Genomic DNA, 22,658 nt, shown 5'->3' on the forward strand with positions numbered 1-22,658 from the left:
GAAGGTGGTCCATGGACAAGAAATCGCTGACTGCGGTCGCGCGCCAACAGCTCAAGTTGGCCAGCACCGCCACGAGCGGGCGCAGTTCGCAAACCATCTACGGCGGTCATGCCAATGCGCTGCGGCAGACCGTGGTCGGTCTGTCGGCGGGCCAGAGCCTGGCCGAACACGACAATGCGGGCGAGTCCACCCTGCTGGTGCTCAGTGGCACACTCACCTTGATCAGCGGCGCCAACGAATGGAAGGGATCGGCGGGAGACCTGCTGGTCGTGCCGAAGGCACGGCACAGCGTCAAGGCCGTCGACGACGTCGCCTTCCTGCTGACAGTCGCCAAGTCGTAGCCGAGGGGGCGTACCACTCGGCCGGTTTGTCGGCGCCGCCCTTTAGGGTGGAGCGCATGGGTGAGCCGCAGCCGATCCTCGAACCGCTCACACCGTCCGCGATCTTCCTCGTCACCACGATCGACGAGGGTGGCGAGGCGGTGGTGCGCGAGCTGCTCGCCGATCTCGCCGGATTACGTCGTTCGGTCGGTTTTCGCCTGCCCGGCGCCGGGCTCACCTGCGTCGCATCGATCGGTTCCGAGGCGTGGGATCGCCTTTTCACGGGCCGGCGCCCGGCCGAACTGCATGTGCTGCCCGAATTCGTCGGCGAACACCACAGCGCCCCGACCACGCCGGGCGATCTGCTGTTCCACATCAAGTCCGAATTCCAGGACGCCTGCTTCGAATTGGCGATGACGCTCGCCGACCGGCTCGACGGCGCGGTCACCATCGTCGATCAGACCGTCGGATTCCGGTATTTCGAGCAGCGCGATCTGCTCGGCTTCGTGGACGGCACGGAGAATCCGGAGGGCACCACGGCCTACAGCGCGGCGTTCGTCGGCGATGGGGATCCGGACTTCACCGGCGGCAGTTATGTCATCGTGCAGAAGTATCTGCACACCATGGCGCAGTGGCGAGCGCTGTCGGTCGAGGAGCAGGAGCGGGTGATCGGACGAACCAAACTCGACGATTTCGAGCTCTCCGATGCGGATAAGCCCGCGAATTCGCATGTCGCGGTGAACACCGTCACCGATGACGAGGGCAACGAGCGAAAGATCCTGCGCGCCAATATGCCCTTCGCCAGCATCAAGGATGGCGAATTCGGCACCTATTACGTCGCCTACGCGGCCACGCCGAGCGTCACCGAAACCATGCTGTCCCGGATGTTCATCGGGACGGAGGAGGCGGCCTATGACCGGATCCTGGACTTCTCCATCGCGGTGACCGGCACGCTGTTCTTCGCACCGTCACTCGACTTCTTCGACGACCTCCCCGACGCACCGGGGGCGGCGGCGACAGCGCTCGAGGAATCTTTATCGCCGAATGGTGTTGGCAGTAGCGGTTCTCTGGGTATCGGCACGTTGAAAAGGAGCATGCAATCATGAACAACCTCCATCGCGAACTCGCGCCGATCACCGCCGAGGCATGGACCGCCATCGAGCAAGAGGCGACGCGCACCTTCAAGCGTCATATCGCCGGTCGCCGGGTGGTCGATCTGTCCGGGCCGCACGGCACCGATTACTCCGCGGTCGGTCTCGGTCGCACCACAGTCATCACCGCACCGGATGAGGGTGTGCAGGCCCGGCAACGGGTGGTCGCGCCGCTGGTCGAGTTGCGGGTCCCGTTCACGTTATCGCGCGAGGAACTCGACGATGTCGAGCGCGGCGCGCAGGACACCGATCTGGATGCGGTCAAGGAAGCCGCGCGCAAGATCGCGTTCGCCGAGGACCGGGCCATCTTCGAGGGCTATCAGGCCGCGAATATCACCGGCATTCGGGCGAGTTCGTCCAATTCCCCGATCACCCTGCCCAGCGATCCGCGGCTGGTGCCCGAGTCCGTCGCGCAGGCGTTGAGCGCGCTGCGGTTGGCGGGCGTCGACGGCCCGTATTCGGTGCTGTTGAGTGCGGATCTGTACACGGCGGTCAGCGAGACCTCCGATCACGGTCACCCGATCCGCACCCATATCGAGCGCCTCATCCCGGAAGGCGAGATCATCTGGGCACCGGCCATCGACGGTGCGTTCGTGCTGACTACGCGCGGCGGCGACTTCGATTTGCAGCTCGGCCAGGACCTGTCCATCGGCTACCTGACCCATGATGCGCAATCAGTGCAGCTGTATTTCCAGCAGAGTCTGCAATTCCTCGTCTACACCGGCGAGGCGGCCGTGGCGCTGGCGTCCTGATCGTCGACTCGCCCGCATCGGGAAGCCAGCGGTAAACCGACCCGACTAGGTTGAGGTCCGGTATGCAGGAGGTCGAGATGACGATGGTGCGCGCGGGTGTGGTGCCGACCGGGCGGGCAATGCTGTACGGGATACTCGGGATCGCGGTCACCGTGCTGGTCTGCGGTGCGATCGTGGCCGGATTCGGGGTCAATCGGATCTTCACCGGACTGCTGGCCGGTGCGGTCGCCGGAATCGCATTGCTTATCGCGCTATTCGGGCGCGATGTCGTCGTGCTCACCGAGGGCGCGATCTACCAGCGCACCCCGTGGCGGGAATCCAGTATCGACTGGGAGCGGGTGGTGGCCGGACGGTTCGCACTCGACGAGCGGGCCCGCTGGTCACTCGCACTGGATCTGATCGGCGGCGACGAGCGGCACGGCGAACTCGTGCTGCTGTCCATCCCGCCGGTGCTACGCCCCGTCGCCGGGGCGTACGACATGCGCAAACGCGAGCAGGTCAACGAGATTCGGGCCATGTTGCGGCGCAAGCGCGTGCCCGTCACGGTGCTGCCGGAGATCGCCGGTGCGCTGCAACAACATTGGCAGATAGCGCCGCCCACCCGCTGATAGCCGGGGCCGCGGTGACCGAGACAGGGCGCGCTCAGGTCGTATACCTTGGCAGATGTGTCGATGATGAAGGGTGCCAATGTCGCGGTGCCGATGTCTTCAGTCCGCGTCGAGCTGGGGTGGCAGTCAGGTCAAGGGGTTCCGGATGCGGATGCCTCCGCGCTGCTACTCGTCTCCGGGAAAGTGCGGTCGGATAACGACTTCGTCTTCTACAACCAGCCGAATCATCCCTCCGGTGCGGTGCGACACGAAGGTAAGCGGCCGGGACCGACGGTCATCGACACGTTGTCGGTGGATCTGGCGCAGGTCGAAGCTCAGATCGACACGATTGTTATCGCGGCTTCGGCGGATGGTGGCACGTTCGGGCAGTTCCATGGGCTCTATGTGCGGGTGCTCGATGCGGTGAGCGGTGCGCAAGCCGCGCGATTCGACAGCATCGGTGCGACTACCGAGACCGCGTTCGTCCTCGGGGAGTTGTATCGACGGCAGGGGGCGTGGAAGTTCCGGGCGGTCGGCCAGGGGTATGCGACCGGGCTGGCCGGGCTGGCCACCGATTTCGGGATCTCCGTTGATGATCCGGGAGCTGGGCAGACGCCTGCGACGCAGGCGCAGCAGAACGCGCAATCGGCTTACACTCCGCCGCCAGCACAGCCGTATACGCCACCGCAGCAGCAGTACACACCCACGCCACAGCAGTTCACGCCAGCGCCACAGCAGCACACACCAGCGCCAGCGCCGCAGCAGTTCACGCCGCCGCCCGTTCCACAGCAGTTCACGCCGCCGCAGCAGTACGCACCTCCCACGCCACAGCAGTTCACGCCAGCACCAGCGCCACAGCAGGACACACCAACGCCAACGTCGCAGCAGCACACACCATCACCAGCTCCGCAGCAATACACAACACCGCCGACGCCACCGCAGCTCGGGGCACCGCCCGCACCGCAGCAGCACACGCCGCCACCCGCGCCCCAGCAGTTCGGTGCACCTCCGCCCTATCCGCCTGCGACACCGCCTGGGTTCCCGCCGAATCCGGCGCAGCCGTATCCGGCGAGCCCGACGTCGCAGAACCCTTATCCGCCGAATCAGCCAGCGCAACCTTATGCGCCGCCGAATCAACCGCCGCGGTCTTATGCGCCGCCGACCGGGGCCAACCAATTCGCGCCGCCTGCTGCCGGTCCTGGCGCGCCGGTTGATCTCAGCAAGGTTTCGCTGACGAAGGAAGCACCCACGGTCTCGCTGACCAAGCACGGCGCCACCTCGGGAACCATGCGGGTCAACCTGAATTGGACGACCCCGCAGAGCGGCGGTGGTGGCCTGTTCGGCCGCAAACGCGCCAATACAGTCGACCTCGATCTCTGCTGCTTCTTCGAACTGGCCGACGGGCGGATCGGATCCGTTCGCGCCCTGGACCGTTCGTTCGGCGCGCTGGATCGCCCGCCGTTCATCCGGCTCGACCAGGACGACCGCACCGGTAGTAGCACGGCCGGTGAGAATCTGGATATCAATCTCGACTACACCGCGCAGTTCCGCCGGATTCTGGTCTTCGCCTCGATCTACGAGGGCGCGAACAACTTCCAGGGCGTGCAGTCCACCGCCACGCTGTATCCAGTGAACTCGCCGCCGATCGAAATGATCATCAGCGGCTGCCAGGACAATTCGCGCGATGTGATCCTCGCCCATATCGAGAATGTCAACGGCGAGTTCATCGTTCGTCGCGACGGCACCTTCGTCCGGCCGCCCTCAGGGCAACCCGGTGGCGGAGTCCGCGAAATCGCACGCATGTACAACTGGGGCTTCGAGTTCAAAGCCACCCGCGGCAAACGTTAGGTGATTGATTTCATCCCGGATGTGCTGCGCCGAGGATCGACTCCGCCACATCATCGGGCGCTTACCCACCGCCACCACGCGGGCAGGCGGATTCAGGTCGGATGGACGGTCCGGGTGGCAATCGCCTGCAGCTTGTCGGGATTGGCGACATTGTGGATCGCGGTGATCCGGTCCGTGGCGTCGACATCGAGGGTGACGGTGGCGATGACGCGCCCGCCGCCACTGAACACGACCCCGAGCCCGCCGTTGATCTCGACCATCTCAGCGGTCATGTCGGCTGGCTCGATGCCCTGGTAGGTGCGCGTGCCCATGGACGCGAACCAGGATGCGACCGTATCCGCGCCGATGACGGGGAGCAGCGCCTGGCGCACCTTGCCGCCGCCGTCGGTCCACAGCGTCACGTCCGGCGCGAGCAGTTGCATCAAGGTGTTGATGTCACCGCCCATCGCGGCGGCGAAGAACCGCGCGCTGACCTCGCGTTGGCGTTCGCGATCGGCCTGGAACCGAGGCGCCGCGCCTGCACATGGCTCCGCGCTCGCTGCGCGGCTTGGCGCACCGTAGCTTCGGAACGCTCTACGGCGTCGGCGATTTCGACGTAGCTGAACCCGAACGCCTCCTTCAAGACGAAGACGGCCCGTTCGAGCGGCGTCAACGTCTCCAGCACCACCAGCAGGGCCATCGACACCGATTCGGCGGCGGTCGCGTCGTCGGCGGTGCCGGTGAGGATCGGTTCGGGAAGCCAGGGGCCGATGTAGGTCTCGCGGCGGCTGGTGGCCGACCGCAGCCGATCCATCGCCAGGTTCGACACGATTCGTACCAGGTAGGCCTTCGGGTCGCTCACCTGGGAACGATCGGCAGCGGACCATTTGATCCAGGCGTCCTGCACCGCGTCCTCGGCGTCGGCTGCGGTGCCGAGGATGCGGTACGCGACGGAGAACAGCAGGTTGCGGTGCTCGGTGAACACCGCAACCGTGGCGGACGCAGCGGTCACCGGGTGTACCGCCCGCCCTGCGGCCACACCGCACCGGAAGTGGGGAACGAGAGAATCCGACCGAAGGTCGGCCAGGGCGCTGCACTCACCGTCTCCTTGTACCAGACGGCGCGCCGGCCGGTCAGCCGCAGCCTGCGGGGGCTGTTGTCCGGCTTGGTGAACTGGACCACCGCGTCGTGGCGGCCCAGGCTCACCGGGGTGTGGTAGTAGCCGAACCGGAACGGTTTGGGCTGCTTGCCTTTCAGCTCCCGCACGATCGATACCGCCGCGTGCACGCCGGTCGGCATACCGCTCTGGCAGGTGCCGTGCATCACGCCGTAGCCCTGTTCGACCGCGGCCGCGTCCCCGATGGCGTAGACGTTCGGATGCGACACCGACCGCAGCGCGGCGTCGGTGACGATCCGGCCGTGCTCGTCGACGGCAAGCCCCGCCGCAGCCGCCATCGGGGACACCCGCACCCCGCTCGTCCACAGCACGGCGTCGACCGCAATGCTCTCTCCGCCGGCGAGTTCCACAGTGTCCGGCAGTACCTTGACGATCTCCACACCGCAGCGCACCTGTACCCCGAGCCGCGCCAGAGCGTCGTTCACATAGGCCTTGGCCCGCGCGCCCAGCGTCGATCCCGGCTCGTGGCGACCCAGCAATACAACGTCCAGATCCGGGTACCGCTCGGCGAGCTCGGCAGCGGTCTCCACGCCGGTCAAGCCGCTGCCGCAGACCGCAACGGTCCCGGCGCCGAGCCCGGCCAGTCGCTGCGCCAGCAACTCGGCGTCGTGCATGCTGTTCAGTGTGTAGGCGTTGTCGTCGACGCCAGGGACCGCGGCGGTGTCGGCGACCCCGCCCAACCCGTAGACCAGTGTGTCGTACTCGAGCACCCGCTCGTCGTCGATGCGGACGGTGCGTGCGGCCGCGTCGATGCCGGTGACCCAGCCACAGACGAACTCCACGCCGGTGCCCTCGAGCAATGCCGGAATATCGAACTCGGCCAGGTTCTGTCCGGACGCCGTCTGGTGCAACCGCAGCCGCTCGGTGAACCGCTCGGTCGCATTGACGAGGACGATCTCCACATCGTCGCGTCGCTTGGTGCGCGCCGCCAAGCTCGTGGCCGCCGACATGCCCGCGTATCCCGCACCCAGGATCACCATCTTGTGCATTTGCCTATCCCTTCTCGCAATCACTGTCGACCACAAGACGAGACAGCCCTTGCGCACCGTGAAGCGAGGTGACGCAGGTCACAATTAACGCTCGACCGTGCCATGGCTGGCCGCGCATCAGCCCCGCCGTTCCGGCAGGGCACGGGTCCGCGGCGTGGCGGGCCACCGCAACGCTGTATCCGGTGGATGCTCCGCCGATCGAGATGAGCGTCGACGGTTGCACTAATGATTCGCGGCGCATGGTGCTGGCGCTCATCATCAATGGTGAGCTGGGGTGCGCCGTGAGGGGGTATTCCTGCCGCGTCCGACCGATCCGTCGATCTTCCTCAACCAGGGCGTCGAGCTGGCGTACGGCTGGGGTGGAATGGGTGGCCGTCGACGGAAAGTCCTGACGCGCAGGCGATTCAGAACGTCAGACGCTCGAGGAGGGCAGTCGCCTCGGCGTGAAGGCCGTCCAGATCACCGCGCCAGCCGAGCATTCGCATAATCGCGTCGGGAATGGCGCGTTCGGCGTGGGCGGGGGCGCTGCCCTCGTCCGAGCGGATATTGATCACCGTCTCCACGAGCCGGAACGGCAGGCCCTCCGCCCCCGGCACCCCCGCATCGGCAGCGACTGTCGCGGCCAAAGTTTCGTAGTGCCCGCGTAATTCGTCGCGGCGTAATCGAAAGGCGGCGAAGCGTTCGGTGCGCAGTTCCGGAAGTAGATACAGCGCACCGAGATTCCGCTGCGATGCGCACAGCTGGCGCACATCGAACCAGGCCAGCGCGTATAGCCGGATGTGGGCGGGCTCCGACACCGCACGGAGGCGCTCGGCGAGATCCAAGGGGCCTGCGATGGTTTCGGCGAGCAGAGCGTCGAGGATGTCGTCCTTGGACGCGAAGTGGTGGTAAAGCGAGGCCTGCCGGATACCGACCGCATCCGCTACCGCGCGCGTCGAGGTATTGGCATAGCCATTGGTGGTGAACAGTTCTCCGGCGGCGTCGAGGATCTCGGCGCGTGGCGTCCGACCGCGCCGGGGGCGCTGGTCGAGACGGGGACGGCCGGGACCGAGATTTGCCACGCCGTCATTCTGACACCGCGTCCGGTACGGCCGACCGCCGCCACAGCGACCAGACCGATCTGATGTTTCCAGCACGATTGCCCAGGCGTGAGGTTTCTGTCATTCGATAGAAATCCAGGCAACGCAGAAGTTACCGGCGATCGCGGAAGCGATACACCAGGGACACCGAAAGCGCGATCGCGAACGCAAAACTGTCATTCGATAGGTATTGGCCGCTCGCGAAGGACTCTCAATGACCGTGTCAAGCCGCAGCAGCGGTCGGGGCAGGTGTGTCGAAGCTGAATTCACGTCCGTCTCGCAGCAGTGCCCACAACACGTCGACCAGGCGCCGGGCCAGGGCTAGGAGGGCTTGGGTATGAATGAGTCGCTCACCGCGTTTTCTGTCGTAGAACCGCCGCGAGGGCCCGTTTTCGTAGCGCAGGCTCGACAAGGCGGCCATGAAGAACACGCGCCGCATGCGCCGGTTGTAGCGTTTCGGGCGGTGCAGGTTGCCGCTGACCCGGCCCGAGTCCCGGGGAACCGGGACGAGGCCGGCATAGGAGGCCAAGCGGCCAGCGCTGGCGAAGTTGGCCAGGTCACCGCCGGTGCCGACGAGGAACTCCGCCCCCAATCCGGGACCCATGCCGGGCAGGGATTCGATGATGCGCGCCCACGGGTGTTCCCGGAATCGGGTCGTGATGAGTTTGTCGGTGTCCTTGATCTCCCGGTCCAGATCCAGGAGCTTGCGCGCGATGCGTTTGACCAGCATCGCGGTGTCGGCCTCACCGGGCAGGGCCACGCTCTGGCGTCCGGCGGCCTCGACCGCGGCAGCGGCCGCCTTGGCGATGCCCGGCTTCCACGCGCCGTTGTTGGTGAGATACGTTGTGACACCGTCGATTCCGTACGACCGGATCTCTGCGGGGGTGCACATTCCGGCGACAAGGATCAGCGGGGTCCGGTTCGCGAAGTCGAACGCGGCCTCCAACGCGGGAAAGATCGACCCGAGCAGCGCGCGCAACCGGTTGACCCCGGCCACCCAATCCGCCATCAGATCGGTGCGGTAGCTGGTCAGCTGAGTCAGCCCGACCACGAGCTCATCAGGCATCACAACCTGGTTGAGATCCTCACGCAGGCGGGCACTCTGGGCGATCACCCGCGCGTCCTTGGCATCGGTCTTGCCCTCGCCGCGGAAACTGCCGGTCATCGAATTCACCACCCGGCCCGGCACATACGTCACCGGCTGATCAGCGGCCAACAGCACCGTGATCAGCAGCAACGCCATCGGACTGGTCAGATCGATCGCCCAGTGCACCCGCTCGCCAGCCTGACCAGCGCGTGCGATCAACGCCTCGATCGCAGCCTCGTCGTTGCCGAACTTCTGGCTGAACACCGTTTTTCCGGTCTCGTCCACCGCGCACGCATGATGCGCGTGCTTGCCGACATCGATCCCGACCCAGATCTGAGGGCGAGTTGTCACCCACGTGCTCCTGACCTCGCAGCTTCAGCCCATGGACAACCCCGCCGACAGATCCCTAACCAGCGACGACCGCAACAAGCTCTCAATCAGCAGCCGGAGCGTCCAGCACGGTGGGGCAGCCAGTCCTTCGGAGCCTCAACAGAGACAAAACCCCATCAGCTACACCCCACCGCCCTGGGCATCCAGGGCACCAACCCCAGACACCTACAAACTTAGGGAAACCCCCATGGCCACCAAAGTCGATTCCCCCGCCCCCGTCCTCCCACCGCCAGACAACCAGGACAACGCCGACCTGGCCGGCTTCGGCTATCAGCCGGTGCTACACCGCAAACTCGGTCGCTATGCCTCATTCGCGGCCGGATTCTCCTTCGTCTCCATCCTCACCACGATCTTCCAGTTCTTCGGCTTCGGCTATTCGTTCGGTGCGGCCGCGTTCTTCTGGACCTGGCCGATCGTGTTCGTCGGCCAGTTCCTGGTCGCGCTGAACTTCGCCGAACTGGCCGCGCGCTACCCGATTTCGGGCTGCATCTACCAGTGGTCGCGTCGGCTCGGCGGCGAGGTTGTCGGTTGGTTCGCCGGGTGGATGATGGTCATCGCGCAGATCGTGACGGCCGCCGCGGCGGCGATCGCGCTGCAGGTGGTGCTGCCATCGATCTGGAGCGGATTCCAGATCGTCGGCGAGGACACCGCACTCACCTCGACCTCCGGCGCCACCAATGCGGTACTGCTCGGCAGCATCCTGCTGGCGCTCACCACGGTGATCAATGTGATCGGCATCGACCTGATGGCACGGATCAATTCGATCGGCGTCACCGTGGAGATCATCGGCGTGCTGGCCATCATCGCGCTGTTCTTCACCCACGCCGAGCGCGGACCGGGCGTGGTGCTGCACACCGATCAGGCCGCGCCCGGACCGTATTGGGCCGCGTTCCTCGTCTCCGGTTTGATGGCGGCCTATGTGATGGTCGGATTCGATTCCGCCGGAGAGCTTTCCGAGGAAACCAAGAACCCGCGCCGGGTGGCGCCGCGCACCATTCTGACCGCACTCACTGTCTCCGCACTGGGCGGTGGACTGCTGCTGCTCGGTGCGCTGATGGCGGCACCGAGTCTGGATGACGGTTCATTGGGCACCGAGGGCCTGGCCTATGTACTCACCTCGAAGCTGGACAGTCCGGCGGGCACGGTGCTGCTCGGCTGTGTCGCGGTGGCGATTACGGTGTGCACCTTGGCAATTCAGACCGCAGGCTCGCGGCTGATGTTCTCGATGGCGCGAGACGGCAAGTTGCCCTTCGCCCGTCGCCTGGCCGTGGTGCATCCGCGCTTCGGCACACCGGTGCTGCCCGCGGTGATCATCGGTGTACTCGGGATTGGTCTGCTGGTGCTCAATCTCGGCAATGCGGCGATCTTCGCCACCCTGGCCAGTGTTTGCATCGTGACGCTCTACCTGGCATATCTGCTGGTCACGGTGCCGCTGCTGATCCGGCGGATCAGAGGCTGGGACAGCGGGGACGCCGGGTTGTTCAGCTTGGGGCGCTTCGGAATCCCGATCAACGCACTCGCCGTCGTCTGGGGCATCGCGATGGCGGTGAATCTGGCCTGGCCGCGTGCCGAAGTCTATACGCCGAATGGCGGCAGCTGGTGGATGCTTTGGGCCGCACCGCTTTTCGTGGTGATCGTGGTCGCCGTCGGTGTTGTCGTGCATCGAATCGTCAATGCGAAGCCGAGCACTGAAAGCCTCGAACCCGCGGTCCAACCCGCCTGATGAGGGGTGCGGTGGTGGTCTCGACACCACCACCGCACACCGACCGGCCGAGTGGCGCACCTGCTGACCGCGCCTCAGCACAGGCGACCACCGATCAGGCACACCCCGCCACCCTCGGCATTCAAAGCACCGGCACGCAGACACCTACGATCTTAGGAACCACCGATGACCAGCACCGCCTCCGCTCTCGGAGCTCGCGCGCACGCGAGGTCTCAAGCGGCCACCGCGACCATCGCCGGACCGGAGTTACCGGATGACGTCGCGGCGGCGAGAATAACCTTCGCTCAACGCATTCCGGCCGGTGGTTACGCGAATGTCGTACTCGGTCGCGGGACCAGACTGCGTTTGCGCGATCCCGCCGGAGCCGCATGCGCGCACGTGTTGCTGCTGCGTGCCGACGCACCGTGGGAGCGACTCAATGTGGCCGATACCGTGAAGGTGCCGTGGCAGGCGTATCTGAGCATCGGACATCCACTGCTGTCGGATCAGGGCCGGGTGCTGGCCACGATTGTCGCCGACACGTCCGACCAGCACGACGCCCTGTGCGGGCCGACGCCCGCAGGCCGTGCACTGCTGCGACTCGCGGGCGCAAAGCAGGGTCTCGAGCCACGGGATATCGGGCCGACCGTGTCCTTCTTCCGCGGCGTCCGCGTCGAATCCGATGGTGCGCTGAGCGCCACCGGCAGCGCCGCGGCGGGTTCCTCGGTCGACCTGCTCATCCATCTGCCGGTGATCCTGCTCGTCGCTGACACCACACACCCGCTCGATGATCGGCCCGCATCGGATCTCGACATCGTCGCCTGGGCAGCACCGGACGAGCTTGCCGGGCAGCACAATGCCGACCCGGAATATCTGCGAGCCGTCGAGAACACCGAACAGGCCTGGACGGCCGCGACTCTGGAGGTAGGGGCATGATCTCGGCACCGACCCGCACCATCGTGCTCGACGAAACCGTGCCAGCATGCGCGCCGTGGTCGACCGTGGTCCGCGCGGGCGAGCAACTCGAAATCATCGACCTGCACGGCAATCAGGCGGTGGACTGTCTGCTGTATTCGGCCGCGGACCACACCGACCGCTACAGCGCGCAGGCCACCATTACCGCACAGCGCAACATCTTCCTCGGCACCGGAAGTGTGCTGCGCAGCGATGCGGGCACCGCGCTCATGACCGTGCTCGCCGACGATGTCGGCAACCACGACACCATCGCGGGGGCTTGCTCCCAGGAGTCCAATACGCTGCGCTACGGCCACCACACCCGCCAGCAGCACGCGTGTGTGGAGAACTTCCTCACCGAGGCGCTGAAATGGGGACTGGGCAAACGTGATCTGGTGTCGAATATCAACTGGTTCATGAATGTCCCGATCGAGGCCGACGGCACCCTCGGCATTGTCGACGGATTATCGGCTCCGGGAAAGAAAGTCACGTTGCGCGCCGAGGTCGACACGTTGGTGCTGGTATCGAACTGTCCGCAGATCAACAACCCCTGCAACGGATTCGATCCGACTCCCGTGCGGATGATGGTGACCCGATGACCGTTGCCGACCTAGCGGTTGTCGCGAGCTCCAGCGGGGGTGCGATCGACGAGGCCGAGAGTAGGCGCGCCCTCGGTCCCGACCAGATGGTGCGGGTGGTACGACCGGGAATGCTCACCACGGTGCAGGATTGGCCGGGCCGCATCGGATATTGGCACGTCGGAGTTCCGCCTTCGGGCCCGATGGACGATCTGTCGTTCCGGCTCGGCAACCGAGTGCTCGGCAATCCCGACGGCGCGGCGGGCCTCGAATGCACACTCGCCGGTCCCGCGCTGAAGTTCTCCGCGCCCACCTGGGTGTGTGTCACCGGCGCTCCGGCCGATGTGACCGTGAACGGAAGCCGCGTCCAGCAGTGGCGAACGGTGCTTGTTCCGGCGGACGCGACGCTGGATATCGGTGCGGTACATGGACCGGGCATGCGCTGCTATGTGCTGATCGCCGGCGGTATTCAGCTGCCCGAATATTTGGGTAGCGCCGCCACATTCACGCTCGGCCGGTTCGGCGGCAGTACGGGGAACGCAGTGCGTGCCGGTGAAATGCTTCCCCTCGGCGCACAGCAAGGCCGGGTGGCGGCCGCGGTGCCGATGGAGCAGCAGCCGGTCCTGACGCGTCGGTGGGAATTGGCCGTCACCGAAGGTCCGCACGGCGCACCGGAGTTCTTCACTCGCCATGACTTCGACACGATTCTCGGCACCGACTACGAGGTGCATTTCAATTCCGATCGCACCGGAGTGCGGCTGATCGGCCCGAAACCCGAATGGGCCAGAACCGACGGCGGCGAGGCGGGACTACACCCGTCCAACATCCACGACACGCCGTACTCGATTGGGGCACTGGACTTTACCGGCGATACGCCCATCCTGCTCGGGCCCGACGGACCCAGCCTCGGCGGATTCGTCTGCCCGGTGACGGTGGTCGCCGCCGACCGATGGAAACTCGGCCAGCTCACCCCCGGCGATACCGTGCGCTTCATCCCGATCCGCAGTGAGCGCGCCGCTTCGGTTCGCGAACTCGGTCTGGCTCGCCGCGCCGCCTGGCCCACGGTCCTCTCCCCTGGCGGCGACGGGGATGACGGTGTACTGCACCGCACCGATGTCGACGACGAGACCGGGGTGACCTACCGCCGTCAAGGTGACGACGGCGTACTCGTCGAATACGGCTCCATGACACTGGATCTCGGTCTGCGTGCCCGCGTGCACGCATTGCATCAGCACCTGCTCGCGGCCGGCGTGCGCGGCGTGACGGAACTGACGCCCGGTGTCCGTTCGCTGCAGATCCGAGTCGATCCGACGGTGCTGCCGGTCCCCGTCCTGCTCGATCTGCTGACCGAGGCCGAACAGCAGATCCCCGCCGCCGACCAACTCGTGGTGCCGAGCCGCACCGTGCACCTACCGCTGTCCTGGGACGACCCGGCCACGCGGGAGGCGATCACCCGCTATATGCACGGTGTGCGTGCGGACGCGCCCTGGTGCCCGTGGAATATCGAATTCATCCGGCGCATGAACGGTTTGGCTTCGGTACAGGAGGTCTACGACACCGTCTTCGGTGCCGAATACCTGGTCCTCGGTCTCGGTGATGTCTACCTCGGCGCACCGGTCGCGACCCCGACCGATCCGCGCCACCGGCTGGTCACCACGAAGTACAACCCGGCCCGAACCTGGACTCCCGAAAATGCCGTCGGCATCGGCGGAGCCTACCTGTGTATCTACGGGATGGAAGGTCCCGGCGGTTACCAATTCGTCGGCCGCACGACCCAAGTCTGGGACCACAGTAACGTCAGCGACGAATCCCCGTGGCTACTGCGCTATTTCGACCGGATCCGCTGGTATCCGGTCGAAGCCGATGAACTCCTCGACCTACGTGCGGATTTCGCGGCGGGCAAGGTCGAGGTACGGGCCGAGGACGGTGAGTTCGCGCTCGCCGACTATCGGAAGTTCCTATCCGACAATGCCGAATCCATCAAGGAATTCCGCGGCGTACAGGCCGAAGCCTTCGCCGCCGAACGCGACTCGTGGCGGCAGGCAGGTGAACTCACCGCCTGATCTACCAGCCGAACAACTCCGCCATATCGATGGACTCGTCATCCCAGAGTTCCTCGATATGGCGTCGTTCGGCTCACCTCTGCATTGCCACCGTCCTGCTGCCATTGATTGTGAGCCTGTCCCCACCGCGACATGCCGGAACCGGCCCACGTTTTCAGCGCAGGTCGCGGAAGAACTCGCGGATGTCGTTCAGCAGCAGCACGGGCTCCTCCAGCGCCGCGAAATGTCCGCCGCGGTCCACATCGACCCAGCGAGTCATCGTGTGCTGGGTCTCGCAATAACGTCGAATTCCCACGTCCATAGCAAAAACGATTGCCGCGGTGGGCACTCCGGAATTCGACTTGTTCGTACCCCAGCCGGCGCGCTGCGCGTAGCCGACGAAGGCGGCCGAACCCGCGGTACCGTTGAGCCAGTAGATCATCACATTGGTCAGCAGCCGGTCGCGGTCGATGACCTTGTCCGGGTCCACATTTCGCGGATAGGTCCATTCCCGGAATTTGTCCATGATCCAGGAGAGCTGACCGATCGGCGAATCGACCAGTCCGTAGGCCAGGGTCTGCGGTCGGGTGGATTGAATCGCGATATAGCCCATCTCCTCGCGCAGGAATGCCTGGATGCGATCGATCCGGTCGCGCTCGAGGTCGGTCAAGCTGGCCAACTCGTCCTCGGAGAGTTGATGGGTAGCAATCGGATCCGGGCCACCGTTGGTGTGGACGCCCACCACATTTTTCGGCGCGCTCCTGGCCACCTCCGGACTCACCGCGGCGCCGATATCCCCGCCCTGTGTGCCATAGCGCTCGTAGCCGAGTCGGCGCATGAGTTCGGCCCAGGTGTCGCCGATCTTCGCGCTGGTCCAGCCCGCTTCGCTGACGGGTCCGGAGAAGCCGAATCCCGGCAGCGATGGAATGACCAGGTGGAAGGCATCGCCGGGATCGCCGCCGTGGGCGCGCGGGTCGGTGAGCGGTCCGATCACGTCGAGGAATTCGACGACCGAACCCGGCCAACCGTGCGTCATCAGCAGTGGCAGGGCATCGGACTCGGGTGAGCGGACGTGCAGGAAGTGGATGCGCTGTCCGTCGATCTGGGTGGTGAATTGCGGATAGGCGTTGAGCTGGGCCTCCGCGGCGCGCCAGTCGTAGCCGGTACGCCAGTAGTCGACCAGATCGCGCAGCCAGGTGGTCGGCACGCCGATATCCCAGCCGTCGCCGGGCAGCGGTGCGGGCCAGCGCGCATTATCGAGACGATTGCGCAGGTCATCGAGCTGCTGCTGCGGGATTTCGATGCGGAACGGAGTGATTTCTGTGTTCATGAAAACCACGCTATGAGCCGCTTAGGACAGCTTCCGCCCTAGCGTTGGGGCAGACTTTTCATCATGTTGGAAACCTCCGCGCGCCTGCTGCGATTGCTGTCGCTCTTGCAGACGCCTCGGGACTGGACCGGTACCGACCTCGCCGAACGCCTCGAGGTCGATGTGCGCACGGTGCGCCGCGATATCGACAAGTTGCGCCACCTCGGCTATCCGGTCGATGCGACCGCCGGTGTTGCGGGGTACCGCCTCGGGGCGGGTGCGAAACTGCCGCCGCTGCTGCTCGACGATGACGAGGCGGTGGCTGTTGCCGTCGGACTGCGTACCGCGGCGGGTGGCACCATCGCGGGCATCGAGGACAGTTCGTTGCGCGCGCTCACCAAACTGGAGCAGGTGCTGCCGTCGCGGCTGCGGCATAGGGTCAGTCTGCTGCAATCAGTGACTGTCACAGTGCCTTCCGCTGGACCGACCGTCGATCCCGACGTGCTGACCGCGGTCGCGGGTGCTATCCGCGACAATCACCGCGTGCGCTTCGACTACCGAACCCACAGTGGAACAACATCATTGCGTACCGTCGAACCGCATCGTTTGGCGCACACCGGTCGGCACTGGTATCTCATTGGCTGGGATATCGACCGCGCGGACTGGCGCACCTATCGCGTCGACCGCCTACAACCCCGCGTTCCCACCGGTCCCCGCTGCACCCCGCGCGAGCCACCCGAAACCGACCTGGCGCACTACATCACCAGCGGCACAACAACTTCCCCCTATCGCTATGCCGCCCGCGTGACGCTGTATGTACCGGCCCAGGTCGCAGCCGAACGCATTGCCCCGACCGTCGGCGTCATCGAGGCCATCGACGATCGAAGCTGCCTACTCCGCACGGGGTCCAACTCGCTGGACGAACTCGCCGTCTATATAGCGACTTTCGGCTTCGCCTGCCGAATCCACGAACCTCCCGAGTTGATCGCCCACGTCCGCGAACTCACCAATCGCCTCACCGCGGCGATCGACTAGCTGGTGCGGGGCGCGACGTTGGTGACAGTCCCCAACGCCAGGCAGCGCTGCGCGTTGCGCACGCGTCGTTTCGCCGGGCTTGTACCCACCCAGTGTGGAGTGGTCCGAATCGCGTCGGCGACGACCTGGCACCCGGCGACAACTCTCAGGATGACTCTGCGTAGCGAGTGGCAATCGCGGCGGCGCGGTTGTGCAGGGATGTGCGCAACGACTGCGGGGCAAGGGCCTCCGCTTCCGTGGTGAGCTGCCACAGCGCCCATTCGGCGTGTCGTGAATCTTGGAAGGTCACCTCCAGGCGCAGCCAGCCGTTTGTGTCGGGCTCCTCGGTGTGGACGGCCAGTGCGGTGCTCACCAGCTCCTCCCGCCGCGCCGGGTTCACCTGTACCAGCACGGCGATCTGATCGCCGCTGGTGCGAAATTGTTTGCTGCGTTCCTGCCAGGCCTGGTCCAGATCGACCCGAGCTGGTCGCTGTGCCGGTTCGGGGAGTGCCTCTGCGGCCCGCGACAGCCGATAGGTACGGTCCGCGCCAGATCTCGTGGCCAGCAAGTAGCCCTGCTCGCGAACGATGACCAGGCCGATAGGGTCCACCGTGCGCCACTTCGGGGTCTGGTCGACAGCGGCGTAGTGGATGCGCAGCTTGCTTCCAGCGAATACCGCGCGCCGGATCTCGGCCAATATGGTGCCGGGCACTTCCTCAGCGACCAGCCGACGCGACAGCAGATCGGTCTCCGGATCGATGAGCAATCGCTCGGCCGCCGTCGAGTGATGCCACCTCGCCGCCTCCGGTACGGCTGCCGGAAGCGGCGAGTCCGTCGCCTCGGCGACGGTGATGTCGTGCGATTCGATGCCGGGTGTTCTAGTCGGCTTCGCGCGCAGTGGCCTCCGGGTTCACCTGATCGCGAATGGTGCGCAGACCGGCGACGAAGGCATCGAGTTGGTCGGGCGGCAGCAGACCGGTGAACCAGCGCTCGATGACCTCGAGGTAGTCGGGGAGTACGCGGGCCAAGCGGGTCGCACCGGCGGCGGTGAGCACGGCGTAGGAACTGCGGCGGTCCACCGAGTCGAGTTCGCGGCGCACGAAACCGTTGCGCTGCAGACGGTCGACCAGTCGGGTGACGCCGCTGGTGGACAGGTTGGTTTGGGCGGCGAGGTCGGTCATCCGCAGGCGACGGTCCGGTGAGCGGCTCAGGCGCATGAGCGCGTTGACGTCCAGGCCGGACAGACCGTGTTTCTTCCAGGTCGGTTCCAACTTGCGGGTCAGGCCGTCGTACGCCTCGTAGAGCAGGCCCATGGTGGTGAGCCTGGGATCGTCGAAGGGTTCTGCGTCCACGGTGGCGAGCTTAGCCCAGATAGTTGCGGCGGGGATAGTTGACGTGCGGAACATATGCGCTAAGTTGTTGTCATCGCAATATTCCTCACCGCAACTAAATGGAGATTCCGATGACTACCTCTTCGCGCTGGGTCGCTGGTTTCCGTTCCCCGCTGGTCGACCCCGCCGAGCGGATTCGTTTGGCCGAGCCGCGCGGCTTCGCCGATGAGACGGTGCGTCAGGTGCTGCACCTGGTCGGGAGCGGCGAGCAGCTGCGGGTGCGGCTGACGAACCGCTATGGTTCGACGCCGGTGACCATCGGCGCGGCACGGATCGCGACGCGCAAGTCCGGGGCCGAGATCATCGCGGAGACCGATACCGAGCTGCGTTTCGACGGCGAGGCTTCGGTTTCCATTCCGGCGGGAGCCGATATCGTTAGTGACCCAGTCGATTTCGCGACGACTGCCGGTACCGATCTGGTGCTGAGTATCTACTTGCCGAAAGAGACCGGCCTGGCACCCTTTTCGCACCTGCCGATGGAATCCGGTTTCGTGGCCGCCGGTGATCAGGTCACCGCACTCGCGCTATCCGGGGCCGAGGAGACGACCTCGCGCTTCTATGTGACCGGTGTCGACGTGCTCACCCCGACGAATGGGCCGATCATCGTCGCGTTCGGCGACTCCTGGTTCGAAGGCGTCGGGTCCACACCCGGCGCCAACCATCGTTCCGTCGACGTCCTCAACGAACGTCTCACCAGCGGTTGGGTGCTCAATCAGGGCATCGGCGGGACCCGTTTGCTGACCGACCAGATCGGCGAACATGGTCTGGCCCGTTTCGACCGCGATGTACTCGGGGTTCCCGGCGTCACCCATGTTGTCCTGAACTTCGGTATCAACGATCTGATCCTCGACAACAGCACGTCATCGGCCGATGCACTCATCGCCGGTTTCCGGCAATTGGCCGGGCGTGCGCATGCGGCCGGACTCGCGGTGTACGCCAACACCATCGGCCCCTTCGCCGGCGTCATCTATCCGGACCTCAATGTCGAAGAGGGCCGAGTAGTACGCCGCGCGGTCAACGAATGGCTGCGCACCACCCGCGTTTTCGATGCCGTGTTCGACGTCGCCGCCGCCGTCGAAGACCCGAACGACCCCGACTTCATCCACCCCGCCCTGAACAGCGGCGACGGCCTCCACTTGAACGACGCAGGTCACCACATCATGGGAACAACCATGTCCATCCCCGGCCTCACCAACTAGCGCCGCCCAATGACGCCGCGCACATTTTCTCGCGCCGCGCACGAATTCGCCGGGCGAAAACGTGCGCGGCGCGCGAATCGATGCGCGGCAACAGCTCTGGGGCAGTTGGCGGGACTCAGGGGGACAGGCCGCGGAGGACGATTTCGATGCCGAGGTGGAATTCGGTGTTGGCGTCTACATTTCGGGCCTCGGTGGCGGTTTCGACGAGGAGTGGATAGTCGGCTGGGGGGATGCGGGTCATGGCGGCGGTGCCTGCGCCGGAGAGTGGGCCGTAGTGCTCGTTCTGGAGGTGGCCGAGTAGGAAGGCCAGGAGAGTGCGTTGGGCCAGGACTCGGCCGATGCCGGTGAAGCCCGCATCGGTGAGGATGGTCAGCATCGCCTCGATCCAGCGCAGGCTATTGGGGGCGGACTGGCGGTGACGCACGACCAGCGGGACCGTTGTCGGATGGGCGGATACCGTCGTGCGCATGCGGTCGAGTAGCGCCGCGGCGCGGTCGCGCCAGTCCGGGGCGGTCGGTGGCGCGAGGTCGATATCGGCCAGGAGATGGTCTACGACCAGCAGCTCGAGTTCGTCGCGGTCGGCGACGTAGCGGTAGAGGCCCATGGTGGCGATGCGGAGTTCCTTCGCGACCGCGCGCATGGTCAAGCCGGACAGGCCGTCGCGGTCGAGCACCGCGACGGCGGCGGCCGCGATGGCGGGGCTGGTCAGCGAGCGAGGGCGGGGCACGGGTTGACAGCGTACAAGGTACGCGCATACTGGCTGTAGGCGTACCTTGTACACCTACGAGAAGGAGTCCCCATGCCATTGCCGCGCACCGTCACCGACCGGACGCTGCTCACCATTGCCGACGCCGAGATTCCGGTCCCCGATCCGGATTGCCTGATACACCTGCAGTTTCGACGTTTCGCGGGCTGTCCGGTGTGCAATCTGCACCTGCGCTCGTTCGCCGTACGACACGCCGAAATCTTGGGCGCGAACATCCGTGAGGTTGTCGTATTCCATTCCAGCGCAGCCGAATTGCGCACCTATGAGGGCGATCTGCCCTTCGACCTGGTCGCCGATCCCGCGCGAATCCTGTACCGCGAGTTCGGTATCGAATCGGCACCGCGCGCCCTGCTCGACCCGCGCGCCTGGCCGACCATCGTCCGCGCCGCGACCCGGGCGACGGTGGCCGTACTGCGCAAGCAGCAGCCCACTCCCCCGGGCAAACCCGAGGGTGGACGCCTCGGTCTGCCCGGCGACTTCCTCATCGCCTCCGATGGCCGCATCCTGGCAAGCAAACTCGGCAAGCACGCCGACGATCAGTGGTCGGTCGACGAACTTCTCGCCCTGGCCTCCGCCGACGCAACGATGAACCTGCCGAAGGAATCCCGATCATGATGACCGTCGAATTGTTCGTCTCCGAGGAGACGATGAGCGTCGAACGGCAGCAACAGCTGGCCGACCGGGTACTACACGAGCTGACCACCGGCGAATCCGCGCCGGACTCGGTGCTCGATATGGCGCGCGAATTGACGCATGTAGTAGTGCACAAGCCGCAGGTCTGGGCTACCGGCGGACCGAACATCATGGCCGAACCGCGCTATCTCGTGCGGATCACGGTTCCCGGATCATGGAGCAACAACCGCGAATTCGGCGACCACATCATCCCGATGGTCACCCGTGCGATCGCCGATACCGAAGCGGATCCGGACCGGCTCCTGCGTCGTCCGCATTGCATCGTGCAGATCGTCGGCGTCCGCGAACACGCGATCGGTGCGCTGGGCCGCTCCATGACCGCCACCGACATCACCCGGCTGATGACACAGGACTTCCGGGACTCCGGCGTGCGACCCGAAGCACCGAAGGGTTACACGATCGATCCGGTCTGCGGCATGACTGTCGAATGGGCCACCGCCCAGATCACCCTGATTCACGAGGGCACCGACTACGCCTTCTGTGCCCCGGTCTGCCGCAAGGTCTTCGCCGAGGAGCATGCGATCGTCGAACGATAAATACGGCTCAGGGCATCAGTGAGGCCGGATCCACGGTGAATTCGAAGGGACTGCGCAGGGTGACGGACTCCCCAGCCGCCACCCGGTGCGTCCGTTCGTAGGTGCCCTCCGGCCCGAGCGCATGCGCGAACAGGACCGGCAACTTTTCGTCGGTGAGCTGGCCTTTGAACGGGTTGATCTCGACGCGCCAGTAGTTTGGAATTCCGGCTGCGGCATAGAGCACGGGCTTGACCATGCGATCCTGCATAGTCGTCGATTTGGAGACAACTTCGACGACCAGCTTCACCTGTTCGGCGGCGATCCCGCGGTCGTCCCAGTCGATCGCGCCAGCCGCCACCATGAGGTCGGGAATGGGCTCGTCGTCGCCGATCAGCACTCCCACGCCTTCCAGCACTACGTATCCGGGAGGCAGTACGTCGTCGAGAGCGCGCACCAGCCATTTGATCAGCCACTGATGCCGCGGCTTAGGAGCAGCGTTCACGACGAGCTGGCCATTCAGCACCTCGTACCGCAATCCGTCTTCGGGAATGTGATCGAGGTCCGCGGCCGTCCAATGGTCGGACCGAGGAGCGGGCATTGCCAATGGAACCACCTCCAACCTCATCGAACGGGAGCGAACGACGTCCGCTCGGTCCCGTCCGAGTCTAGCCCGCCAAAGCGGCGAGGTTCCGTCCGGTGATTCCGGCGCGGCAGACTGTCTGCCGATCCGCCCTCGTCTGAGCCGGTGAACGCAGCGTTCGTCTCGTCTCGAACGGCGATCACGTCAAGACCGCGCCGTCGCAATTGCCCCGAAACACCTGCAACAGATGCTCTTATACGAACGTGGCAGTGGTCAGGGTCGCCGCACTGTCGTTCGGCAGCCGGGAAGCATTCCTGGATCGCCGATCTGGCTGCGGCGACGGCCGCGATCTGTGCGTGGTCGAAAGTCTCGGGATGGCAGCCTGCGTGGAGCTGAGCCGCATCCGATTCGGCAGTCCCTTCCCCGCCGCGACCGAACGCACCGTGCGCCTGACGCTTTGGACTATCCCGACGCTATGCACGTGCAAGAGCCCCGAACCTTCATCTGTTCGAGGTTCGGGGCCCTTGCCTTCGTGTACCGCGCAGAGCGGTCTCGG

General features: G+C 65.6%; 23 protein-coding genes. 13 read left to right on the plus strand and 10 right to left on the minus strand.

Annotation, left to right across the window (positions count from 1 at the left end):
* Positions 1 to 11 precede the first annotated feature (11 nt).
* From ACQP2U_RS37165 to ACQP2U_RS37185, 5 genes are all read left to right on the plus strand, one after another.
* Complete coding sequence (locus tag ACQP2U_RS37165; RefSeq protein ID WP_062993312.1) at positions 12 to 341, plus strand: cupin domain-containing protein; 330 nt, start codon at positions 12 to 14, stop codon at positions 339 to 341.
* 56 nt (positions 342 to 397) lie between these two features.
* Positions 398 to 1,426 (plus strand): Dyp-type peroxidase, encoded by a 1,029-nt coding sequence (locus ACQP2U_RS37170; RefSeq protein WP_433711826.1) that lies wholly within the window; start codon positions 398 to 400, stop codon positions 1,424 to 1,426.
* Positions 1,423 to 2,223, plus strand: coding sequence for a family 1 encapsulin nanocompartment shell protein (locus tag ACQP2U_RS37175; RefSeq protein ID WP_364340869.1), 801 nt, complete (start codon positions 1,423 to 1,425; stop codon positions 2,221 to 2,223). Before ACQP2U_RS37170 ends, ACQP2U_RS37175 begins: the two co-directional genes overlap by 4 nt.
* Before the next feature lie 77 nt (positions 2,224 to 2,300).
* Complete coding sequence (locus ACQP2U_RS37180) at positions 2,301 to 2,831, plus strand: hypothetical protein (protein ID WP_433711827.1); 531 nt, start codon at positions 2,301 to 2,303, stop codon at positions 2,829 to 2,831.
* A gap of 63 nt (positions 2,832 to 2,894) precedes the next feature.
* The gene (locus ACQP2U_RS37185; protein ID WP_433716712.1) at positions 2,895 to 4,658 is read left to right on the plus strand and encodes a TerD family protein; all 1,764 of its coding nucleotides are present in this window, start codon (positions 2,895 to 2,897) and stop codon (positions 4,656 to 4,658) included.
* Between the two features lie 92 nt (positions 4,659 to 4,750).
* On the opposite strand, the gene ACQP2U_RS37190 is transcribed toward ACQP2U_RS37185, so the two are convergent.
* The 5 genes from ACQP2U_RS37190 to ACQP2U_RS37210 all read right to left on the minus strand — a co-directional run bounded on the left by ACQP2U_RS37190 (position 4,751) and on the right by ACQP2U_RS37210 (position 9,320).
* On the minus strand, positions 4,751 to 5,104 hold the full coding sequence (locus ACQP2U_RS37190) for a hypothetical protein (RefSeq protein ID WP_433711828.1): 354 nt from the start codon (positions 5,102 to 5,104) through the stop codon (positions 4,751 to 4,753).
* On the minus strand, positions 5,080 to 5,649 hold the full coding sequence (locus ACQP2U_RS37195) for a sigma-70 family RNA polymerase sigma factor (protein ID WP_433711829.1): 570 nt from the start codon (positions 5,647 to 5,649) through the stop codon (positions 5,080 to 5,082). The genes ACQP2U_RS37190 and ACQP2U_RS37195 overlap by 25 nt, the downstream gene beginning before the upstream one ends.
* Positions 5,646 to 6,803: an NAD(P)/FAD-dependent oxidoreductase gene (locus ACQP2U_RS37200; RefSeq protein ID WP_433711830.1), complete on the minus strand. Its 1,158-nt coding sequence runs from the start codon at positions 6,801 to 6,803 to the stop codon at positions 5,646 to 5,648. Before ACQP2U_RS37200 ends, ACQP2U_RS37195 begins: the two co-directional genes overlap by 4 nt.
* A 404-nt stretch (positions 6,804 to 7,207) precedes the next feature.
* A complete protein-coding gene (locus tag ACQP2U_RS37205; protein ID WP_433711832.1) occupies positions 7,208 to 7,864 on the minus strand; it encodes a TetR/AcrR family transcriptional regulator in 657 nt (218 codons plus the stop codon).
* Between the two features lie 241 nt (positions 7,865 to 8,105).
* Complete coding sequence (locus tag ACQP2U_RS37210) at positions 8,106 to 9,320, minus strand: IS110 family transposase (RefSeq protein WP_433711833.1); 1,215 nt, start codon at positions 9,318 to 9,320, stop codon at positions 8,106 to 8,108.
* Positions 9,321 to 9,546: 226 nt separating this feature from the next.
* Between ACQP2U_RS37210 and ACQP2U_RS37215 the strand changes: the two genes are divergently transcribed.
* From ACQP2U_RS37215 to ACQP2U_RS37230, 4 genes are all read left to right on the plus strand, one after another.
* Positions 9,547 to 11,082, plus strand: coding sequence for an amino acid permease (locus ACQP2U_RS37215; RefSeq protein WP_433711834.1), 1,536 nt, complete (start codon positions 9,547 to 9,549; stop codon positions 11,080 to 11,082).
* Between the two features lie 165 nt (positions 11,083 to 11,247).
* Positions 11,248 to 11,997 carry a DUF1989 domain-containing protein gene (locus ACQP2U_RS37220; protein ID WP_433711835.1) on the plus strand — a complete coding sequence of 250 codons (750 nt, stop codon included), beginning with the start codon at positions 11,248 to 11,250 and terminating at the stop codon, positions 11,995 to 11,997.
* Positions 11,994 to 12,614 carry an urea amidolyase associated protein UAAP2 gene (locus ACQP2U_RS37225; RefSeq protein WP_433711836.1) on the plus strand — a complete coding sequence of 207 codons (621 nt, stop codon included), beginning with the start codon at positions 11,994 to 11,996 and terminating at the stop codon, positions 12,612 to 12,614. The genes ACQP2U_RS37220 and ACQP2U_RS37225 overlap by 4 nt, the downstream gene beginning before the upstream one ends.
* An 86-nt stretch (positions 12,615 to 12,700) precedes the next feature.
* Positions 12,701 to 14,656, plus strand: a complete 1,956-nt coding sequence (locus tag ACQP2U_RS37230; protein ID WP_433716713.1) for a 5-oxoprolinase/urea amidolyase family protein — start codon at positions 12,701 to 12,703, stop codon at positions 14,654 to 14,656.
* A gap of 154 nt (positions 14,657 to 14,810) precedes the next feature.
* Here ACQP2U_RS37230 and ACQP2U_RS37235 read toward each other — a convergent pair whose 3' ends face one another.
* On the minus strand, positions 14,811 to 15,965 hold the full coding sequence (locus ACQP2U_RS37235; RefSeq protein WP_433711837.1) for an epoxide hydrolase family protein: 1,155 nt from the start codon (positions 15,963 to 15,965) through the stop codon (positions 14,811 to 14,813).
* Positions 15,966 to 16,028: 63 nt separating this feature from the next.
* Between ACQP2U_RS37235 and ACQP2U_RS37240 the strand changes: the two genes are divergently transcribed.
* Positions 16,029 to 16,979 carry a helix-turn-helix transcriptional regulator gene (locus ACQP2U_RS37240; RefSeq protein ID WP_433711839.1) on the plus strand — a complete coding sequence of 317 codons (951 nt, stop codon included), beginning with the start codon at positions 16,029 to 16,031 and terminating at the stop codon, positions 16,977 to 16,979.
* Between the two features lie 145 nt (positions 16,980 to 17,124).
* Here the strand turns inward: ACQP2U_RS37240 and ACQP2U_RS37245 are convergent, their stop codons facing one another.
* Positions 17,125 to 17,724 (minus strand): helix-turn-helix transcriptional regulator, encoded by a 600-nt coding sequence (locus ACQP2U_RS37245; protein ID WP_433711841.1) that lies wholly within the window; start codon positions 17,722 to 17,724, stop codon positions 17,125 to 17,127.
* A 112-nt stretch (positions 17,725 to 17,836) separates the two neighbouring features.
* Positions 17,837 to 18,310, minus strand: a complete 474-nt coding sequence (locus ACQP2U_RS37250; protein ID WP_433711843.1) for a MarR family winged helix-turn-helix transcriptional regulator — start codon at positions 18,308 to 18,310, stop codon at positions 17,837 to 17,839.
* A 110-nt stretch (positions 18,311 to 18,420) separates the two neighbouring features.
* Between ACQP2U_RS37250 and ACQP2U_RS37255 the strand changes: the two genes are divergently transcribed.
* Positions 18,421 to 19,548 carry a GDSL-type esterase/lipase family protein gene (locus ACQP2U_RS37255; RefSeq protein WP_433711844.1) on the plus strand — a complete coding sequence of 376 codons (1,128 nt, stop codon included), beginning with the start codon at positions 18,421 to 18,423 and terminating at the stop codon, positions 19,546 to 19,548.
* A 115-nt stretch (positions 19,549 to 19,663) separates the two neighbouring features.
* Here ACQP2U_RS37255 and ACQP2U_RS37260 read toward each other — a convergent pair whose 3' ends face one another.
* Positions 19,664 to 20,275, minus strand: coding sequence for a TetR/AcrR family transcriptional regulator (locus ACQP2U_RS37260; protein ID WP_433711845.1), 612 nt, complete (start codon positions 20,273 to 20,275; stop codon positions 19,664 to 19,666).
* Positions 20,276 to 20,347: 72 nt separating this feature from the next.
* Here ACQP2U_RS37260 and ACQP2U_RS37265 point away from each other — a divergent pair, with 72 nt between their 5' ends.
* The gene (locus ACQP2U_RS37265) at positions 20,348 to 20,929 is read left to right on the plus strand and encodes a peroxiredoxin-like family protein (protein ID WP_433711846.1); all 582 of its coding nucleotides are present in this window, start codon (positions 20,348 to 20,350) and stop codon (positions 20,927 to 20,929) included.
* The gene (locus tag ACQP2U_RS37270) at positions 20,926 to 21,543 is read left to right on the plus strand and encodes an ATPase (RefSeq protein WP_433711847.1); all 618 of its coding nucleotides are present in this window, start codon (positions 20,926 to 20,928) and stop codon (positions 21,541 to 21,543) included. The genes ACQP2U_RS37265 and ACQP2U_RS37270 overlap by 4 nt, the downstream gene beginning before the upstream one ends.
* A gap of 7 nt (positions 21,544 to 21,550) precedes the next feature.
* On the opposite strand, the gene ACQP2U_RS37275 is transcribed toward ACQP2U_RS37270, so the two are convergent.
* Positions 21,551 to 22,120, minus strand: coding sequence for a Uma2 family endonuclease (locus ACQP2U_RS37275; protein WP_433711849.1), 570 nt, complete (start codon positions 22,118 to 22,120; stop codon positions 21,551 to 21,553).
* Positions 22,121 to 22,658: the final 538 nt, after the last annotated feature.

Origin of the sequence: Nocardia sp. CA-084685 (genome assembly GCF_050955785.1) — a bacterium.
In the GTDB taxonomy this organism is placed as follows: Bacteria; Actinomycetota; Actinomycetes; order Mycobacteriales; family Mycobacteriaceae; genus Nocardia.

Coding starts and splice junctions, on each gene's coding strand:
- ACQP2U_RS37200 (WP_433711830.1), bottom strand. CDS start 6,803: ATGCACAAGATGGTGATCCTGGGTGCGGGATACGCGGGCATGTCGGCG.
- ACQP2U_RS37270 (WP_433711847.1), top strand. CDS start 20,926: ATGATGACCGTCGAATTGTTCGTCTCCGAGGAGACGATGAGCGTCGAA.
- ACQP2U_RS37240 (WP_433711839.1), top strand. CDS start 16,029: ATGTTGGAAACCTCCGCGCGCCTGCTGCGATTGCTGTCGCTCTTGCAG.
- ACQP2U_RS37255 (WP_433711844.1), top strand. CDS start 18,421: ATGACTACCTCTTCGCGCTGGGTCGCTGGTTTCCGTTCCCCGCTGGTC.
- ACQP2U_RS37235 (WP_433711837.1), bottom strand. CDS start 15,965: ATGAACACAGAAATCACTCCGTTCCGCATCGAAATCCCGCAGCAGCAG.
- ACQP2U_RS37190 (WP_433711828.1), bottom strand. CDS start 5,104: ATGGGCGGTGACATCAACACCTTGATGCAACTGCTCGCGCCGGACGTG.
- ACQP2U_RS37275 (WP_433711849.1), bottom strand. CDS start 22,120: ATGCCCGCTCCTCGGTCCGACCATTGGACGGCCGCGGACCTCGATCAC.
- ACQP2U_RS37265 (WP_433711846.1), top strand. CDS start 20,348: ATGCCATTGCCGCGCACCGTCACCGACCGGACGCTGCTCACCATTGCC.
- ACQP2U_RS37185 (WP_433716712.1), top strand. CDS start 2,895: ATGATGAAGGGTGCCAATGTCGCGGTGCCGATGTCTTCAGTCCGCGTC.
- ACQP2U_RS37230 (WP_433716713.1), top strand. CDS start 12,701: ATGGTGCGGGTGGTACGACCGGGAATGCTCACCACGGTGCAGGATTGG.
- ACQP2U_RS37170 (WP_433711826.1), top strand. CDS start 398: ATGGGTGAGCCGCAGCCGATCCTCGAACCGCTCACACCGTCCGCGATC.
- ACQP2U_RS37175 (WP_364340869.1), top strand. CDS start 1,423: ATGAACAACCTCCATCGCGAACTCGCGCCGATCACCGCCGAGGCATGG.
- ACQP2U_RS37215 (WP_433711834.1), top strand. CDS start 9,547: ATGGCCACCAAAGTCGATTCCCCCGCCCCCGTCCTCCCACCGCCAGAC.
- ACQP2U_RS37180 (WP_433711827.1), top strand. CDS start 2,301: ATGACGATGGTGCGCGCGGGTGTGGTGCCGACCGGGCGGGCAATGCTG.
- ACQP2U_RS37220 (WP_433711835.1), top strand. CDS start 11,248: ATGACCAGCACCGCCTCCGCTCTCGGAGCTCGCGCGCACGCGAGGTCT.
- ACQP2U_RS37165 (WP_062993312.1), top strand. CDS start 12: ATGGACAAGAAATCGCTGACTGCGGTCGCGCGCCAACAGCTCAAGTTG.
- ACQP2U_RS37225 (WP_433711836.1), top strand. CDS start 11,994: ATGATCTCGGCACCGACCCGCACCATCGTGCTCGACGAAACCGTGCCA.